General features: G+C 36.0%; 15 protein-coding genes. 12 read left to right on the top strand and 3 right to left on the bottom strand.

Annotated features, from left to right (window positions below):
* Nucleotides 1-491: 491 nt before the first annotated feature.
* The 3 genes from EHR_RS01405 to EHR_RS01395 are packed head-to-tail and all read left to right on the top strand — an operon-like array spanning nt 492 to nt 2,234.
* Nucleotides 492-1,067, top strand: coding sequence for an LOG family protein (locus tag EHR_RS01405; RefSeq protein WP_010719927.1), 576 nt, complete (start codon nt 492-494; stop codon nt 1,065-1,067).
* On the top strand, nt 1,067-1,507 hold the full coding sequence (locus tag EHR_RS01400; protein ID WP_010719926.1) for a nucleoside 2-deoxyribosyltransferase: 441 nt from the start codon (nt 1,067-1,069) through the stop codon (nt 1,505-1,507). The genes EHR_RS01405 and EHR_RS01400 overlap by 1 nt, the downstream gene beginning before the upstream one ends.
* 22 nt (nt 1,508-1,529) lie before the next feature.
* Nucleotides 1,530-2,234, top strand: coding sequence for a deoxynucleoside kinase (locus EHR_RS01395; protein ID WP_010719925.1), 705 nt, complete (start codon nt 1,530-1,532; stop codon nt 2,232-2,234).
* Nucleotides 2,235-2,543: 309 nt separating this feature from the next.
* Here EHR_RS01395 and EHR_RS01390 read toward each other — a convergent pair whose 3' ends face one another.
* Together EHR_RS01390 and EHR_RS01385 are read right to left on the bottom strand one after the other, a co-directional pair.
* Nucleotides 2,544-2,726: a hypothetical protein gene (locus EHR_RS01390; protein ID WP_010719924.1), complete on the bottom strand. Its 183-nt coding sequence runs from the start codon at nt 2,724-2,726 to the stop codon at nt 2,544-2,546.
* Between the two features lie 250 nt (nt 2,727-2,976).
* A complete protein-coding gene (locus EHR_RS01385; RefSeq protein ID WP_010719923.1) occupies nt 2,977-3,402 on the bottom strand; it encodes a hypothetical protein in 426 nt (141 codons plus the stop codon).
* A 396-nt stretch (nt 3,403-3,798) separates the two neighbouring features.
* Here EHR_RS01385 and EHR_RS01380 point away from each other — a divergent pair, with 396 nt between their 5' ends.
* From EHR_RS01380 to EHR_RS01345, 8 genes are all read left to right on the top strand, one after another.
* Entirely contained in the window at nt 3,799-5,196 is a 1,398-nt protein-coding gene (locus tag EHR_RS01380) for a glycoside hydrolase family 1 protein (protein WP_010738342.1), read from the top strand.
* Between the two features lie 366 nt (nt 5,197-5,562).
* Nucleotides 5,563-6,639, top strand: a complete 1,077-nt coding sequence (locus EHR_RS01375; RefSeq protein WP_010738341.1) for an ABC transporter ATP-binding protein — start codon at nt 5,563-5,565, stop codon at nt 6,637-6,639.
* On the top strand, nt 6,639-7,526 hold the full coding sequence (locus EHR_RS01370; RefSeq protein ID WP_010719920.1) for a carbohydrate ABC transporter permease: 888 nt from the start codon (nt 6,639-6,641) through the stop codon (nt 7,524-7,526). The genes EHR_RS01375 and EHR_RS01370 overlap by 1 nt, the downstream gene beginning before the upstream one ends.
* Complete coding sequence (locus EHR_RS01365) at nt 7,523-8,341, top strand: carbohydrate ABC transporter permease (protein ID WP_010738340.1); 819 nt, start codon at nt 7,523-7,525, stop codon at nt 8,339-8,341. Before EHR_RS01370 ends, EHR_RS01365 begins: the two co-directional genes overlap by 4 nt.
* Nucleotides 8,325-9,623, top strand: a complete 1,299-nt coding sequence (locus EHR_RS01360) for an MBL fold metallo-hydrolase (RefSeq protein ID WP_010738339.1) — start codon at nt 8,325-8,327, stop codon at nt 9,621-9,623. Before EHR_RS01365 ends, EHR_RS01360 begins: the two co-directional genes overlap by 17 nt.
* A gap of 24 nt (nt 9,624-9,647) precedes the next feature.
* A complete protein-coding gene (locus EHR_RS01355) occupies nt 9,648-10,928 on the top strand; it encodes an extracellular solute-binding protein (RefSeq protein ID WP_010738338.1) in 1,281 nt (426 codons plus the stop codon).
* Between the two features lie 637 nt (nt 10,929-11,565).
* Entirely contained in the window at nt 11,566-13,116 is a 1,551-nt protein-coding gene (locus tag EHR_RS01350; protein WP_010738337.1) for a bifunctional metallophosphatase/5'-nucleotidase, read from the top strand.
* A 404-nt stretch (nt 13,117-13,520) separates the two neighbouring features.
* Nucleotides 13,521-14,141 (top strand): hypothetical protein, encoded by a 621-nt coding sequence (locus tag EHR_RS01345; protein ID WP_010738336.1) that lies wholly within the window; start codon nt 13,521-13,523, stop codon nt 14,139-14,141.
* A 63-nt stretch (nt 14,142-14,204) separates the two neighbouring features.
* Here EHR_RS01345 and EHR_RS01340 read toward each other — a convergent pair whose 3' ends face one another.
* Complete coding sequence (locus EHR_RS01340; RefSeq protein ID WP_010719914.1) at nt 14,205-14,420, bottom strand: hypothetical protein; 216 nt, start codon at nt 14,418-14,420, stop codon at nt 14,205-14,207.
* A gap of 115 nt (nt 14,421-14,535) precedes the next feature.
* On the opposite strand from EHR_RS01340, the gene EHR_RS01335 reads away from it, so the two are divergent.
* Nucleotides 14,536-16,611: an LTA synthase family protein gene (locus EHR_RS01335; RefSeq protein WP_010738335.1), complete on the top strand. Its 2,076-nt coding sequence runs from the start codon at nt 14,536-14,538 to the stop codon at nt 16,609-16,611.
* Nucleotides 16,612-17,113: the final 502 nt, after the last annotated feature.

Genomic DNA, 17,113 nt, shown 5'->3' with positions numbered 1-17,113 from the left:
ATTGAAGGAGTGCAGATTATCTTTCAAGTATTGGCTTATTTTTTTGCTATTAGATAAAAAGTTGGTCTTTCTTATTGGTTGTCAAAATGTGATGAATATCAGAAAATAGAACAATTCAAGAAAACATTTGATTGGGGAGTTCATGTACATAAAATTTTTAGCGAAACATTTACAGATAATGAAACATAACAATTATTTTATCAAATTTTTTTCGAGAAAAGAATGATGCTAGATTCTCGTTAAATGAGTGAATGTTATTGTCAGAACACGATGAAAGCAAGCTTTCTTAATTAAGAAAGTCGTTTCAAATTTAAACATTTATGTTATTTAATGTTTTTTTAAAATAAAAAAGATTAAAAAAGTTTTCGCCAACAAACACTAGATATAGTGTTTGTTTTCTTATATACCACTAAAAAATCACAAAATCTAGTCTTTTATTTTAAAAAACAAGTGTAAAATGAAGTTAGACTTTTGAGTTGGGATGTGTTTTTTTGAAACTAACAGTTTTTTGTGGCTCCCGTTTTGGTAATAAAGAAAGCTATAAATTTATTGCCCAAACGTTAGGAAAATATATGGCTCAAGAAGAGATTGAGCTGGTTTATGGTGGATCAGAATCGGGTATCATGGGAGTTTTCAGTCAGACTTTACTAGAAAACAATGGGAAAGTCACTGGTATCTATCCAACAGGGCTTTTTGATTCTGAGTTACCGAATACAAATGTAACAACTTTTATTCCTACCGAGACAATCGACGAACGAAAAGTATTGTTATTTGAACAAGGAGATGCTGTTTTGATCTTTCCTGGAGGATTGGGAACCTTAGAAGAGTTTTCTCAACTTTTATCTTGGATGGCCATTGATTTAACAGCGAAGAAACCGATTGGTATTTTAGATATCGGAGGATATTATGAAGGTTTAAAGACGTTATTAGAAACGTTTGCCAAAGAAGAATTTATGGATGCCAAATGGCTGGATTACGTCTTTTTTTCAAATAACCCATTAGAACTAGTCGATTTATTACGCGCAGAAGTAAGTGAAACACAACTATTATTAGAGGAGGCAAATTAATGAGTCAAATTTATTTAGCAGGTCCATTCTTTTCAGAGGAGCAAGTTGAGCGTGTTGCTCGTATCGAAAAAGCATTGGAAGAAAATCCAACGGTGACTGGTTTTTATTCACCAAGACATCATCAAGAAAGTAATTATGAAATGTTTAGTGCAGGTTGGGCACAAGAAGTTTATGAAAAAGATATGGCAGAACTAACAGCAGCTGATTACGTAGTAGCTATTTTAGATTATGAACATCAAATCATTGATCCAGGGACAGCTTATGAATTAGGGGCAGCAACAATGATGAAAAAACCAATGATTGTTTTCCAAGAAGAGACTGTTCCAACTAATTTGATGATTACTCAAAGTTTGCATACTTATTTAAAAACAGTTGACGAAGTACGTGACTACGATTTTAAAACATTACCAGTAACGAAATACGTAGGCGAGTACTTATAGAAATAGAAAGAGGAAGGATTGCATGTCAGTGATATTAATTTCAGGAACGATTGGTGCAGGAAAAAGCAGTTTGACAGATATGCTTGCGAAAGAAATCGACTCAAAACCATTTTATGAAAGTGTTGAGGATAATGAAGTGTTACCACTTTTTTATTCAAATCCAGAACAGTATGCTTTTTTATTGCAAATTTTCTTTTTGAATAAACGATTTTTAGCGATGAAAAATGCTTTAGTGGATGATGATAACGTGTTAGACCGTTCGATCTATGAAGATAGCCTGCTATTTCATTTAAATGCAGATCTAGGTCGAGTGACCGATATTGAAGTGCAACAATATGATAATTTATTGGATACGATGCTTAACGAGTTAGACGATGTTGCTCCTAAGAAACGTCCAGACTTGATGGTTCATATCAAAGTGTCCTTGGATACAATGTTGGATCGCATCAAAAAACGGGGTCGTGATTATGAACAGCTGGAAAGTGATGAGACACTTTATGACTATTATCGCTCTTTAAATCAACGTTATGATCAATGGTATGAAGATTTTGATGTTTGTCCGAAGATTCAAATCGATGGTGACCGCTTCGATTTTGTTGAAAAGCCAGAACATGCAAAAGAGGTCATTGAACAAATCCAACAAAAATTAGCAGAATTAAGCGATGTAGAGGCAGGGAAATACTTTACTGAGAATCAACATGCAAAAGGACAAGGACTGGGTCAGTAAACAGTCATAATGTTCCATTTTAAAAAGATGATGACATCGTTCATTTTAAGAAACAAGCTGGAAAACCTCCAAGATAGTCGAAACGATTTGGAGGTTTTCCAGCTTGTTTTTGATAGAGCGGTTCCTGAAAAGCCATGATTCGAAAGAACACAGTTCGATAGTAATCAATTTATCAAGGAAAAAGCTGTTTTTGGCTAAGTGAAAAAGATAGTAAAAATAGATCAAAAGATTTGAACGTGTCTTTTGACATCTTCAAATCTTTTGACCTATTGGTATCCTGCCATACTTATACAAAATAAGGCCGAGACTTTATTTAACAGTTAAAACATCCGCATGTCTTTCTTTCGTATAGGATTCAAATGACTTAAATGAATCTTTTACAGTTTTATGACAGTGATCGCAAATACTTAAGCTTCCTTGATCACTAAATTCGGTATGAATATTTTTACTGGTTGTACAAGTACAATAATCATGACTATCAAATATACTCATTTTTTTCTCCTTTATCACATTGTGCTTACCCAATATACCAGAAAGAAATGGCAGAAACAAAAAAATTAAGAGAAATTAACAATTTCTCTTAATTTCAGTTAATTCCTAGCGAGTGAGTCATGTCAGCTCTCGTTTTTTTGTACGAAGTGACAAGAAAACAGCCAGAACAGTTGCAAGTTTTTTCAAAAATAAAAGCTGTTCTAAAAGTTTTTCCTTTACTGATCAGGTCAAGTCGGTCTTTTTAGGTCTTTTACAAACTATAAATATTTCCATCCTGATCTTCGATTCGGTAGTTTCCGATCTTTTTGAAGGTAACGGATACTTCTTTACCATCTTCTTTACCAGAGATGGTATAAGTGTCTGCTTCGGTCTTGATCTTGATATCATTGAGTACTGTTTTTTCTTGAGAAGTACTTGCGGTATCTTTTTCAGTTCCTGTATAGGTACGTGTCCATTCCATTTTATGATCGCTAAAAATGATTTGTCCACTGACTAAATTCATGTCTTTGCGGACTTTTAATGAATAGTTACTGTTACTGATATCCTCTTTTTCAGCTTGTAGAGTCGATGAATCTGTCGTTTGGTCTGCTGAATTACCAGATCCACCGAATAGGCTGCATCCTGATAAAGTAAAACAGCTGACAAGCGAAAGAACCATGATGACTAATTTCTTCAAAATATTTCCTCCATTGTATGATACAGCTTTAACTACAAACGGTGTGAATCCTCTAGTCAACCAAGTTGGCTGGGTTTCTGTCGTTGCGTTTACTGTGACTAATAAATTAGTATAGCTTCTATTATAAGATTTAGGAATACTAGCTTTTGTCTATTCCATTGAAAAAAGGTGTTTATGTCTCTTCTATTCAATCTCATTTCTTTACAGATGTCAACTCCCCTTCAAAAGGACTGGTTTGCTCAGTACAGCAAATGAAGTAGGGGTGTACGAGTCGTTTCAACTAAATAAAACGTTTGCTAAATTAACTTGTAACTGGTGTAAACGTTTGCTATATTGAGTAGGGAACAAGTATTATTTAGCAAATAAACTGAACTCTTTAATAGAAGGTGTGAGTGGATGACAAATTATCAATTTCCAAGTAATTTTTGGTGGGGATCAGCCGCAAGTGGCCCACAAACAGAAGGTCGTATTGCTGGCGATGGTAAAGGAGAGAATATTTTTGATTATTGGTTTAGCCAAGAACCAGAAAAGTTCTTTGATCAAGTAGGTCCTGAAAAGACATCACAAGTGTACACGAAGTATAAAGAAGACGTTCAATTAATGAAACAAACTGGACACAATAGTTTTCGTACTTCGATCCAATGGAGTCGCCTGATTCCTGAAGGGACTGGCGAAGTGAACCAACAAGCTGTTGATTTTTACCATTCGTATTTCGATGAATTGATCGCTAATGGCATTGAACCATTTGTGAATTTATATCATTTTGATATGCCGATGCCTTTGCAAGAAAAAGGCGGATGGCTCAATCGGGAAACGGTTGAAGCGTATGAAAGGTATGCTAAGATTTGTTTTGAATTATTTGGGACGAAAATCAAAAAATGGTTTACCCATAATGAGCCAATCGTGCCAGTTGAAGCTGGGTATCTTTACCGTTGGCATTACCCGGAAGAGTCCGATATGAAAAAGGCGATCCAAGTAGGCTATCATGAAGCGCTGGCTTCTGCATTAGCCGTCAAAGCGTATCATTCCATGGCATTAGATGGCTCAATCGGAATCATTTTGAATCTAACACCAAGCTATCCTCGGGATGAAAACAACCCAGAAGATGTCAAAGCAGCTAAATTAGCTGATGCCTTTTTTAATCGTTCGTTTCTTGATCCAGCAGTTAAAGGTGAGTTCCCACCAGAATTGATCGCCATTGTGAAAGAATTAGACATGGTACCAGCGATGCAAGAAGATGACTTAGCGATCATTAAAGAAAATACCATTGACTTATTAGGAATCAATTATTACCAACCAAGAAGAGTCAAAGCAAAAGAAACACCGATTGATCATGAAAATGGACCAATGCCAGAAGATTATTTTGATAATTATGAAATGCCAAATCGTAAAATGAATCCTTATCGTGGTTGGGAAATTTATGAAAAGGGAATTTATGATATCTTAATCAATGTTCGAGACCATTATGGTAATATTGACTGTTTCATTTCTGAAAACGGTATGGGTGTTGAAAATGAAGCACGTTTTATCGAAGAAGATGGGATGATCCACGATGATTATCGCATTGAATTTGTCCAAGAACATCTAAAATATGTTCACCAAGCAATCGAAGAAGGTGCTAATTGCTTGGGGTATCATATGTGGACGTGTATGGATAACTGGTCGTGGACCAATGCTTACAAAAATCGTTATGGATTTATTTCCGTTGATTTAGCGAATGATGGTAAACGGACAATCAAAAAATCTGGTCACTGGTTTAAAAAACTATCTGATACCAACCAATTTACAATATAAAAAAGTCAACGTTCCTCTTGATCCGTTTAATAAACGGTCAAGAGGAATATTTTTGTTTGTTTGAAAAATTATAATACAATGAAAACGCTTTTGAATGTATATAAATAAAGAATGTTATTTGATATCTTTATAAAGTAAGTATGCTTTTTAAGTGATTTTTTTAGTTTTTATCAATTGTAACCGTTTCTATATGATTAAAATACGAACGTTATCTTTTTTTGGAGGAAGTGTGAGCAGATGGTTTTCTTTTCAAGATATTTACACAGAATTAAATCAATCTACACATAGAAGCGTTAGCATTGATTATAAGGTAGAAATTATTAACACCTGTAAAAAGAAATTTTATTACGTGAGGGGCTATGAAAAATGATTGAGGTTATCAATCTGAAGAAAGTATTCGATAATGGGTTTGAAGCACTGAAGTCTGTTGATTTTCAAATCGAAAAAGGGGATTTGGTTTGTTTGCTTGGCCCTAGTGGTTGTGGAAAATCAACGATTTTGAATTTGATTGCGGGGTTATTAAGCCCTAGTCATGGGGACATTCGTTTTAGTGGAGAGTCGGTGGTACGAACGGAACCGAAAGATCGGAATATTGGTTTTGTATTTCAAAATTATGCTTTATACCCGCATATGACTGTGGTTGAGAATATTATGTTTCCATTGACGGTTGGCGAAAATAAAATCAAAAAAGCGGAAGCTAAAAAAATATCACAGGAATATATGAAACTAACGAATATCGAAGAACTCCAAGATAAAAAACCAGGGACTTTATCAGGTGGACAACAACAACGTGTGGCTATTACACGAGCCTTAGTCCAGAAACCAGAAGTTTTATTATTAGACGAGCCCTTAAGTAATTTGGATGCACGCTTGCGATTAAAGATACGAGAAGAAATCCGTCGTTTGGTAAAAGAAGTTGGAATCACTACGATTTTTGTGACGCATGATCAAGAAGAAGCACTTTCGATTAGTGACAAAATCATTTTACTGAATGAAGGTGTGATTCAACAAAATGATATTCCGCAGAATTTATACTTAGACCCGGCTAACCTGTTTGTTGCCAATTTTATCGGTAACCCGATCATCAATACGTTACCGGTCGAGGTCAATGTTCGTGAAGGGAAAATCAGCCATACGGATTTTCAAATTCCTCTGACGAAACTGGAATCCGCTCAATTAAGAAAACCATTAGTGGATGGAAAATATATCTTAGGGATTCGACCAGAAGACGTTTTTCCAACGACTAACGGATTGTTCGAAGTACAAGTTTCTGGAGTTGAATTGATCGGACGTGAACAGATTTTGAATTTTTCGCTCGCTGCGAAACGTCTGAAATCGATCGTTAGTATTGAAAAGCTCATCGAGGAAGATACGGTACTCTCTTTTGATTTTCAGTACCATAAAATGTTTCTTTTCGATGAAGAAGGGGAGCGGGTGTACTAATGTTCAAAAAAGCATATGATCCAGAAAATCAACCGAAAGCTTGGTTCTTCTTACTGCCATCATTGGTCATTATTGTTTTGTTCAGTATCTATCCGTTGTTCCGTTCACTAGCGATGAGCTTTCAAAAAGGCTCCTTAATCAATCAACAATTTGCAGGAATTGAGAATTATCAGCGTGTGTTGTCAGACCCAGTCTTTATCAAAGCATTAAGAAACACCGCATTGTTTGCTTTTACAGTTGTTCCTATTTCATTGCTCCTTTCACTGGGAATCGCTTGGGTGATCTTTGAAAAAGTGAAACATAAGACTTTTTTTGAAACGATTTTTTTCATGCCTTATGTGACAAGTACGATTGCTATCGGGATCGTCTTTCGCTATTTTTTCAACGGGTCCTATGGGCTCATTAATTATTTGCTGAATTTTTTAGGATTTGAATCAATCAATTGGTTAGATAATGTTTCGATGAGTATGACAACGTTGATCATCTTTGGGGTTTGGACCAGTCTCGCATTCAATATCATTATCTTATTGGCTGGTTTAAGAAATATTGACGAAGAGCATTATAAAATCGCTCGAATGTTTGGAGCAGATGCTTGGGAGATTTTTAGTCGGATCACGTTTCCTCAATTGATCCCAACGATCACCTTCTTGTTGACTGTCAATATCATCGGAGCGTTTAAAGTCTATACTCAAGTCTATGCTTTGTTTGGTGGGCAGCCAGGGATCGCCAAAAGTGCTACGACAGCGGTCTTTTATATTTACGATAAATTCCACATCGCTGGTCGACCAGGGATCGCTATGGCGGCGACGGTCATTTTGTTCCTCGTCATTTTACTGATCACATTTATTCAAAATAAATTGTTGAAGAAAGTAGGGAGAAGAGGATGAAAAAAGTTGTTACAGGACTCTCATTGCTATTTATCGGAATTTTAGGGATCGTAACGATTTTTCCATTTATTTATATGATTTTAGCTGGGTTGATGACATATAGTGAGGCAACGAGTATTCCGCCAACCTTACTGCCAACATCATTTCAATGGGGAAATTATACGGAGGTATTTGCAAAAGCACCATTTTTACGTTATTTCTTCAATACCGTCTTTGTTTCGTTAGTAACTACGATCGCTACAGTCATCACATCTGTTTTAGCGGCTTTTGCGTTAACAAGTCTGGAATTTCGTTTTAAAAAATTGATTATCGGGATCATGATCTCATTACTAATGGTTCCTTATGAGTCCATTATTTTTACGAATTATAATACGATTTCACGAATGGGATTACTAAACAGCTATAGTGCATTGATCATTCCTTTCTTGACCAGTATTTTTTATATTTATTATTTGAACGGGTATTTAAAGAGTATTTCCAGTACCTTTTATAAAGCAGCTAAAATCGATGGTGCCAGTGATCTAGAGTATATTTGGAAAATTTTAGTGCCGATGTCTAAACCAGCACTAGTCACGGTGGGTATCTTGACGTTTATTTCAAGTTGGAATTCATTTTTATGGCCACTGCTTGTGACGAACGAGAAAAAATTCCGCCTGTTAAATAATGGTTTAGCCGCTTTTACCTCTGAAAGTGGGAGTGACGTTCATTTACAAATGGCGGCGGCGACGTTAACAGTTATCCCGATTTTGATTATTTATTTGATTTTTAGAAAAGAAATTATACGAGGAGTGGCGAAAAATGGAATCAAAGGATAAAACAGTGATTACTTTCCATAGTGGAATCTTAACGATCGGTGGAACGATCATTGAAGTTGCCTACCACGATTCACACATCTTTTTTGATTTTGGCACAGAGTACCGTCCAGAATTAGACTTAGCTGATGAATCTTTAAATACATTGCTTGAACATCGATTGATTCCTGACTTGAATGGATTATATGATCCAAGGCTGTTTGATCAAGTACAGCACATACAAGTAGGAGAAAGAGAGCCGTATCAGCATACAGCCGTTTTCTTATCTCACGCTCATTTGGATCATTCAAAAATGATCAATTATCTTGATCCAGCAATTCCTTTATACACTTTAAATGAAACGAAGCAAATCTTACATTCCCTTCATCGAAACAACGATTTCTTGATTCCTTCTCCTTTTGAAAAAGAAGGGTTTGTACGTGAAATGAATGGATTATCTCCTTATGAAACTGTCCAGATCGGAGAAATCAGTGTGGAGATACTACCAGTCGATCATGATGCGTATGGTGCAGCTGCTTTACTAATCAAAACGCCTGACCGATTCTTGACTTACACTGGTGACTTGCGTCTTCATGGATATGACCGGCAAATGACAGAAACGTTTTGTCAAAAATCATTTCAGACTGACTTATTGATGATGGAAGGCGTCAGCATCAGTTTTCCTGACCGAGAAATAAGCGAACAAACGCCAATTGCTACGGAAGAAGAGCTAGTTCAGCGCTTTTGTGAACTGGTCGATCAATATCCTAATCGTCAAATTACTTTCAATGGGTACCCAGCAAACCTTAAACGCTTTGAAATGCTGGTGAAACAATCCCCGCGAACGATGGTTTTAGAAGCGAATATGGCTGCATTAATGAAAGAAGTTCTAGGAATGGATGTGCCCTATTACTATTTAACGGATAGTCCAGTCATTCCGATTCTTCAGTCAGAATTAGAATATCCCTACGAAGTTTTACGCAACGATGAAACAACTTTTGTTTGGCAAGTCGTTGATAATATAGAAAACTTGCAAGGAGGAGGTTTATACATTCATAGTGATGCCCAACCATTGGGAGATTTTGATCCACAATATGCTGTCTTTTTAAAGATTTTAGCTGAAAAGCAAGTTGAATTTGTTCGATTATCGCTGTCTGGACACGCATTTCCAGCTGATTTAGCTGAAATCATCGACAAGATACAACCAAAAGTGTTAGTGCCGATCCATACGTTAAAACCCGAGAAATTAGTCAATCCTTATGGAGAAAGAATTTTGCCAAAACGTGGCGAACAAATTATTTTATAAGAGAAAAGGGAGAGTAAAAAGAAGATGAAAATGAAAAAATGGGCTTCTGTGTTTGTGGCTGCAGCAGCAGTATTTGCGTTAAGTGCTTGTGGAAAGAATGAAAAGGTAGATAGTTCAAGTGAGGATATCGTAACAGAAATCAATGAAAAGACAACGATCAACTTCTGGCATGCGATGAATGGTGCGCAAGAAGAAGCATTAACTAAACTTACAGATGACTTCATGAAAGAAAATCCTAATATCAAGGTAGAGTTGCAAAATCAATCGCAATATTCGGATCTTCAAGCAAAAATCAATTCGACATTACCTTCACCTAAGGATCTGCCGACAATCACTCAAGCTTATCCAGGATGGCTATGGAATGCCGCTCAAGATGAGATGTTGGTTGATTTAGACCCATATATCGAAAATGATACGATTGGCTGGAAGGATCAGGAAGAAATCCGTGATTCATTATTAGAAGGTGCTAAAATTGATGACAAACAATATGGTATCCCTTTTAACAAATCAACGGAAATGCTTTTCTACAATGCAGATCTATTAAAACAATATAACGTTGAAGTGCCGACGACACTAGCAGAATTAAAAGAAGCTTCAAAAACGATCTATGAAAAATCAGATGGGCAAGTGGTGGGTGCTGGGTTTGATTCATTGAATAACTACTATGCGATCGGTATGAAGAATCAAGGTGTTGATTTTGACAAAGACTTAGCTTTAGATGGGAAAGAATCACAAAAAGTGATCGATTACTATGCTGAGGGTGTCAAAGATGGTTATTTCCGAATTGCTGGATCGGATAAGTACTTGTCAGGTCCTTTTGCAAATGAACAAGTGGCAATGTTTGTTGGCTCGATTGCTGGAGAAGGTTATGTGAAAAAAGATACTGAAGGAAAATTTGAGTATGGCGTTGCGCCACGTCCTGAAAAAATCAATTTGCAACAAGGAACGGATATCTATATGTTCAGTAGTGCCAGTGCTGAAAAACGCACAGCTGCTTTTGAATATATGAAATTTTTAGCGCAACCGGAAAACCAACTGTATTGGGCAAATATGACTGGTTATATGCCAATCGTTGAATCGGTTCTTGAAAGTGATGAATACAAGGATTCTAAAGAGACAAAAGTACCACAATATTTAGAAGAAGCCACTTCTGATCTATTCTCGATCCCTGTGATTGAAAACGCAGATCCTGCTTATAATGAGGTACGTTCGATCATGGAAAACATTTTATCGAATACGAATCAAGATACGAAGAAACTGATAAAAGATTCCGTTCCTCAATTGGAAGATGCTTGGAATCAATAAACAATCGAACGAAAGAACGTTCAGAACGTTAGCTTGTTTGCTTTAGGCGGTTGAGACAAAAGTGTTTAACATCAAGAAATAAGAAGGAGTTTCCGAAATTTTCTTCTCAAATTTTGGGTCAATTTCGGCTTATTTTTCGAAGATGCTGCTTTTGTCTCGCTGTGAACAAGAGGCTGTGAGAGAAGCGTTTAGCTCCGAGCGGATAAGAGAGGATTTTTTAAAATAGTTCCTCATATTTTAGAAAATCATCGCTTATTGTTGAGGAATTGCTTCTTGAACGCCGTTTAGTAAGCGGTCGTGAAAAGAGTGTCTTGACCTGAGCGCTCACCAAGTAAAAACTGCGACGAGTAATCGCAGGAGCATTAAGGAAGAAAATCTCGAAACAGCTTTCCATGTTTTGAGATTTTTTGACTTATCGCCCAAGGTCAGCTCTTTGAACACCGTAAATCAGAGGTCGTGAAAACATCGGGTAGCTCTGATGACAATAAGAAAGAATTTTTTGAAACAGCTTCTCATGTTTTGAAAAATTCAGGCTTATTTCAAGGAGCTGATGTTTGAACGCCGTTTATTCGTTTTTAGAGAGACTAAAAGAGACTGAGGCAAGTTTTGGTTCAGTCTCATGAAATGGGAGACAAGTATGAAAATAACATTGTTAGCAACTAGTGACGTCCATGGGTATATCTATCCAACGAACTATGCGACGGATCAAGAACAACCTTATGGCTATGCTAAAATTGCCAGTAGGATCAAACAAATCAGAGAAACTAGCCCAGACCCTCTTTATGTCATTGATAACGGTGACTTCATTCAGGGGTCACCTTTTAGTTACTACTTAGCAAAACAACAAGATCACCACGTCTCAGAATTAACGAATGTCTTAAATGAAATGGATGTGGATGCTAGTATATTAGGAAATCATGAATTTAATTATGGCTTATCTTACTTAGAACAAGCTATCGCTAGTTATCATCATCCTGTCTTATCTGCTAATATTTTAACGAGCAAAGGCGATCCTTATTTTGGACAGCCCTATGTGATGATTGAAAAACAAGGGATCAAAGTGGCGATTTTAGGGTTGACCACGCAATATATCCCCCATTGGGAACAACCTGAAACAATTAAAGACCTACAATTTGTATCTGCAGTTGAAGCAGCGAAACAGTATGTACCTAAACTTAGAGAATTAGCAGATGTAGTGGTTGTAGCTTATCATGGTGGATTCGAGAAAGATTTAGAGACTGGCGAACCCACCGAAGCATTGACTGGCGAAAATGAAGGCTTCCAACTACTCCAAGAAGTAGCTGGGATGGATGCGTTGATTACTGGGCACCAACATCGAGTGATTGCTACGAAGGTAAATGGTGTGCCGATTATCCAACCGGGCTATCGTGGCGAATTTTTAGGTAAAATCGAATTATCCTTGGAACGAACGGTTAATGGTTATCGTGTTTCGGACGGAAAAGCAGAACTGATTTCCTTAGTAACTGACGAGGCAGATGAAGACATTCTTTCACTTGTTCAAAAAACAGAAAATGAATTGCAAACATGGCTTGATCAACCAGTGGGAGAGGTACAAGGAAACATGAAAATCACTGATCCGATGCAAGCACGAATCGTGGAACATCCTTATATTGAGTTTATTAATCGGGTGCAAATGGCTGCCAGCGGAGTACCGATTTCTGGAACGGCTCTGTTCAACAATGAAGGTCAAGGATTCAATGAAACTATTACAATGAGAGAAATTATTACCAATTATATTTATCCTAATACTTTAGCAGTTCTTAAAATTACAGGGCAGGATCTAAGAGATGCCTTAGAACAAACAGCAAACTTCTTGGCAATAGAATCAGGCGAGATCGTATTTAATCCTACGTTCATTGAACCTAAACCACAGTATTATAATTATGACATGTATGAGGGCATTGATTATGAGATCGATTTACGTCAACCAGTAGGGCAAAGGATCACTAAATTAGCCAGAGCAGGCAAACCGATCCATCCTGAGGAAGAGCTGGAAGTAGTCATGAATCAGTACAGAGCGGTCGGTGGTGGGAATTATCACATGTTCTCTGCCGATAAAATCATTCGTGAAATCCAAATCGATATGACTGAACTGATTGCTGATTATTTAAGAAAACATCAACGAATTCATGCTGAAGTAAATCATAACTTTCGGGTAATCAAGTAAACAAGGGGGACAGAAATTAGTGAAATCTGTCTATTCAAGTCTATTCAAGAAAAGAGCAAGCCAAAACGAAGGTAAATAAATCGAAGCATGCAATTAACAAAATTGTTTATCAAAACTAATCCAAAAGGTAATTGTTGTAAATGATTAACAGTCTCAAGTGTTGTAAGTTTCAGGTTATTTTCAATGTACTTATAACGTTTTTTTGGTGAAAGTATGTTCTTAGAAACGTTCTAAATTTGCTTTACTATAAATTTAGTTACAACCTTTTTTATAAAACGATCCATCAGTATGGGTTATTTATAAAAAAATTTTCGTTATTTAATATCTTTTTTACTTTTTTGTCTTTACTCTTCATTTTTTGTATATAATGGAATAGGCAAATTTGAATGGGAGTGGAGAAAGGTATGAGAAAAAAACGTCCTTTTCTTCTCTTTTGGTTAGTTGGTTTTTTCTTACTGCTTTTTTTATCAGCCGCAGTTTCAGGAAAAATGACAGCAGATATCGCTCAACTAGAAACAGAAAAAATCATTGCAAGTAAAGAATCAGTAGATAAATTTAAAAAAGAATTTTCTACTTATTGGTGGAAGGATTACAAGATAGTAGCCAACTATGATAAGGGAGAATTAGAGCTTTATTTGCCAAAAGACAAGGAAAGTAATCAGTTTATCAATATTGATGATGTCTTAAGTGCTATATCGTTAAGACAATATCAATTCAACGATAAACATTTGACCGTCTTACTTTTAACCAATGACGGAGAAAAACTAGCTCGATTAAAGAACGGAAAAGTAATAACCAGCTATTCAGATAAGGTGAATCGTGAGGTTGTTAGTACCCGTCTGAAAGATTGGATAAAAATGAATAAAGAAGTCAAAGAAAATTCTGATACGACTCAGGAAAGTTCTTCTGAACGTTCGGAAACAATTCAAAGTACGACCCAAAGTAAGTCCAAGACGCAATCGAGTCGTACAACTAAAAATAGCACAAAAAACAGCAAAGCAAGTCAGCAACAGAAGGCAAAGTAACACGAGTATTTTAGTAAGAGTACGCAAACTGTGAAATAGATGGGGCAACACGTCTTTTCCAGCTCAAGTACTGAAAGGTGCATGATAGTCATTCGTTTGAAATGATGGAAGTTCATTTGTTTTTACTAAGTTACTGTTTTTTGCTGAATCTTTGACTGATTGTTCTTGCTTCATTCGATAACTAGAACTATTGTAGTTCAGGTTGACCAAAACAAAAACAGCTAACAAAAACTCCTCAAGATGGACATATTTAGTCTGAGGGGTTCTTTTTTTTGGCATAGATATCCATAATTGCTCCCTTCATTTCTAAAAAAATCTTAAAATACCCCTTTTTTTAGGAAATTTTCATTTTTTAGGAGCAGAATAAAAAAAATAAAAGAGAGAAGTGATACTTGTGACACATTTGAAAAAATTGTGCCAAAATCGTTTGCTGATTGTTTTGACAGCTAGTTTTTTCTTTTGGCTGAAAACGATCTTTGCCTATTACGTTGATTTTTCATTGGGCGTTGAAGGCAGCATCCAATACTTTATTCTGTGGATTAATCCAATTGCAACGACATTGTTGTTTTTTGGTTTAGCATTATATATAAAAAAATTGAAACCCGCATTGATTGTTCTTTTAATCATTGATATTTTAAATACACTTTTGCTTTATTTGAATATTATTTTTTATCGAGAATTTACAGATTTCGTGACCGTAAAGTCTATTCTAGGCTTTTCTAAAGTTTCACAAGGTTTATCAGGAAGTTCCTTTGCATTAATGAGACCTCATGACATTTTGTATTGGTTGGATATATTAGTATTTGTAGGACTCATCATCTGGATGTTTGTTAAAAAAATACCAGTAAAAAGTCCTGCAGTCTCTAAACCAGTGGCGATCGCAGTTACTTGTCTGTCAGCGTTGATTTTTTCAGGAAATTTAGCGCTTAGTGAAGCAAATCGTCCCCAATTGTTGCAACGGACGTTTGACCGTTCTTACATCGTCAAATATTTGGGAATCGATGCCTATACTATTTACGATGCTATCAAAACAGGGATGACAAGTAGTGTTCGTGCGCATGCAAGTAGTAATGGTGTAGAAGAAGTGAGAAAATACACCGAAAATCATTATGCTGCTCCTAATCCAGCAACATTTGGCGTGGCTAAAGGGAAAAACATCATTGTCCTGCATTTAGAAAGCTTCCAACAATTTCTAATCAATATGAAGGTAGATGGTCAAGAAGTAACGCCATTCTTAAATAGTATCTATAAGAATCAATCAACGATCAGCTTTGACAATTTCTTCCATGAAGTTGGGCAAGGAAAAACAAGTGATGCAGAAAATATGTTAGAGACGGGAACTTTTGGTTTACCACAAGGTTCTTTGTTTACCGAGCTAGGTTCAGATAACACGTTCCAAGCTGCTCCAGCAATCTTGGCGCAACAGCAAGGCTATACGAGCGCGGTTTTCCATGGGAATGTCGGGAGCTTCTGGAACCGAGATCATGTGTATAAAAATTTAGGCTATGACAACTTCTTTGATCGTTCTTATTTCAATAGTTCAGATGAAACGTTGGGATATGGTATTTTAGATAAGGACTTATTCAGAGAATCAGCTAAATATTTGGAACATTTACAACAACCGTTCTATACTAAGTTTCTTTCGGTAACCAATCATACGCCATACTATACAGACGATAAACATTTTAATTTCCCATCATTGAAGACTGGCAATAGCAGAGTAGATGATTACGTCCGGACAGCTCATTATTTAGATCAATCGTTGGAACAATTCTTTACGTATTTGAAAAAATCCGGTATCTATCAAAATTCGATGTTTGTCATCTACGGAGATCATTTTGGAATATCCAATACGGATAATAAAGACTTGGCGAAAGCCTTAGGAAAAGACCCTGCTACTTGGAATGATTTTGATAATGCTCAAATGCAGCGAGTGCCATTGATGTTCCACATTCCAGGTTATAAAAAAGGTGAGATCAATCATGAATATGGTGGCGAAATTGATGTGTTACCTACCCTGTTACACTTAGTAGGAATCAATGATAAAGACTATATCCATTTTGGTACAGATTTGCTTTCACCACAGCATGATCAGTTGGTTGCCTTTAGAAATGGTAATTTTGTGACACCTAAATATACCGTTTTAGATGGAAAAACTTATAATAACCAAACAGGGGAAATCATTGATCCTAAAAAAGCTGGTATCCAAAAAGAAGTGGAAAAAGATCAGAATCAAGTCAAAACGGCTTTAAGTTTATCTGATAAGTTGAATCAAGAGAATCTATTACGTTTCTATGTACCAGATAACTTTAAAACGATTGATCCCAAAAAGTATGATTATAAAAATGATGCAGAGAAAAATGAAACCATTGAAAAACAAAAAGGAAGCAAGTCCACGAGTGTTTATTCTAAAAATGGAAATAAAACAACGACTAACCTTTACCCTGCAGAAACAGATGAGAATAATTAAATGAATAGTTAATAAAACTTCCAAAAAAGTCGATTTGTTTTCACTTTTTTGGAAGTTTTTTTTATATAATTCGTAAACTTTTTTATTTTAGCGTATGTAATTAGTGAAGGAAACAAATTTTTTACAGCGATTCTTTTGGAAGTGAAAAATCCGAGGAAATTTGGATAGGTGTAAAAAATGATGGCTGAATTCAGTTGAATCAAATAAAAATAGAAAAGGAAAATAGGATAAACTTGTCAGCTATAGGTTGACCGAAGAATAAAAATCAGAAACAACAAGGAGGGGAAACGTTTAATCAAAACAACAACTGGCAATGAACGAACATGTACATATAGAAGCACAGATCCAAGCAGCTAATTTATTTTTCAACATTTTGGCTAAACATTTCTTATCATACAAACGGTCATGTGATACGTGTTGTAGAAGTGTTACAAGAAGGATGAAAGATCAACTGTTTCGTACATGGCACTCACTCAGTTATTGGTTTTGGTAACGATCAATT

It is taken from the genome of Enterococcus hirae ATCC 9790, assembly GCF_000271405.2.
GTDB classification, from domain to species: domain Bacteria; phylum Bacillota; class Bacilli; order Lactobacillales; family Enterococcaceae; genus Enterococcus_B; species Enterococcus_B hirae.
The sequence above is the reverse complement of the archived record's forward strand: the minus strand, read 5'-3'. Positions and strand labels throughout refer to the sequence as shown.

Bases quoted from the DNA above. Each gene is read 5' to 3' on its own strand.
- EHR_RS01370 (WP_010719920.1), top strand. From the start codon at position 6,639: ATGTTCAAAAAAGCATATGATCCAGAAAATCAACCGAAAGCTTGGTTC.
- EHR_RS01350 (WP_010738337.1), top strand. From the start codon at position 11,566: ATGAAAATAACATTGTTAGCAACTAGTGACGTCCATGGGTATATCTAT.
- EHR_RS01340 (WP_010719914.1), bottom strand. From the start codon at position 14,420: ATGCCAAAAAAAAGAACCCCTCAGACTAAATATGTCCATCTTGAGGAG.
- EHR_RS01400 (WP_010719926.1), top strand. From the start codon at position 1,067: ATGAGTCAAATTTATTTAGCAGGTCCATTCTTTTCAGAGGAGCAAGTT.
- EHR_RS01390 (WP_010719924.1), bottom strand. From the start codon at position 2,726: ATGAGTATATTTGATAGTCATGATTATTGTACTTGTACAACCAGTAAA.
- EHR_RS01365 (WP_010738340.1), top strand. From the start codon at position 7,523: ATGAAAAAAGTTGTTACAGGACTCTCATTGCTATTTATCGGAATTTTA.
- EHR_RS01380 (WP_010738342.1), top strand. From the start codon at position 3,799: ATGACAAATTATCAATTTCCAAGTAATTTTTGGTGGGGATCAGCCGCA.
- EHR_RS01345 (WP_010738336.1), top strand. From the start codon at position 13,521: ATGAGAAAAAAACGTCCTTTTCTTCTCTTTTGGTTAGTTGGTTTTTTC.
- EHR_RS01395 (WP_010719925.1), top strand. From the start codon at position 1,530: ATGTCAGTGATATTAATTTCAGGAACGATTGGTGCAGGAAAAAGCAGT.
- EHR_RS01355 (WP_010738338.1), top strand. From the start codon at position 9,648: ATGAAAATGAAAAAATGGGCTTCTGTGTTTGTGGCTGCAGCAGCAGTA.
- EHR_RS01360 (WP_010738339.1), top strand. From the start codon at position 8,325: ATGGAATCAAAGGATAAAACAGTGATTACTTTCCATAGTGGAATCTTA.
- EHR_RS01375 (WP_010738341.1), top strand. From the start codon at position 5,563: ATGATTGAGGTTATCAATCTGAAGAAAGTATTCGATAATGGGTTTGAA.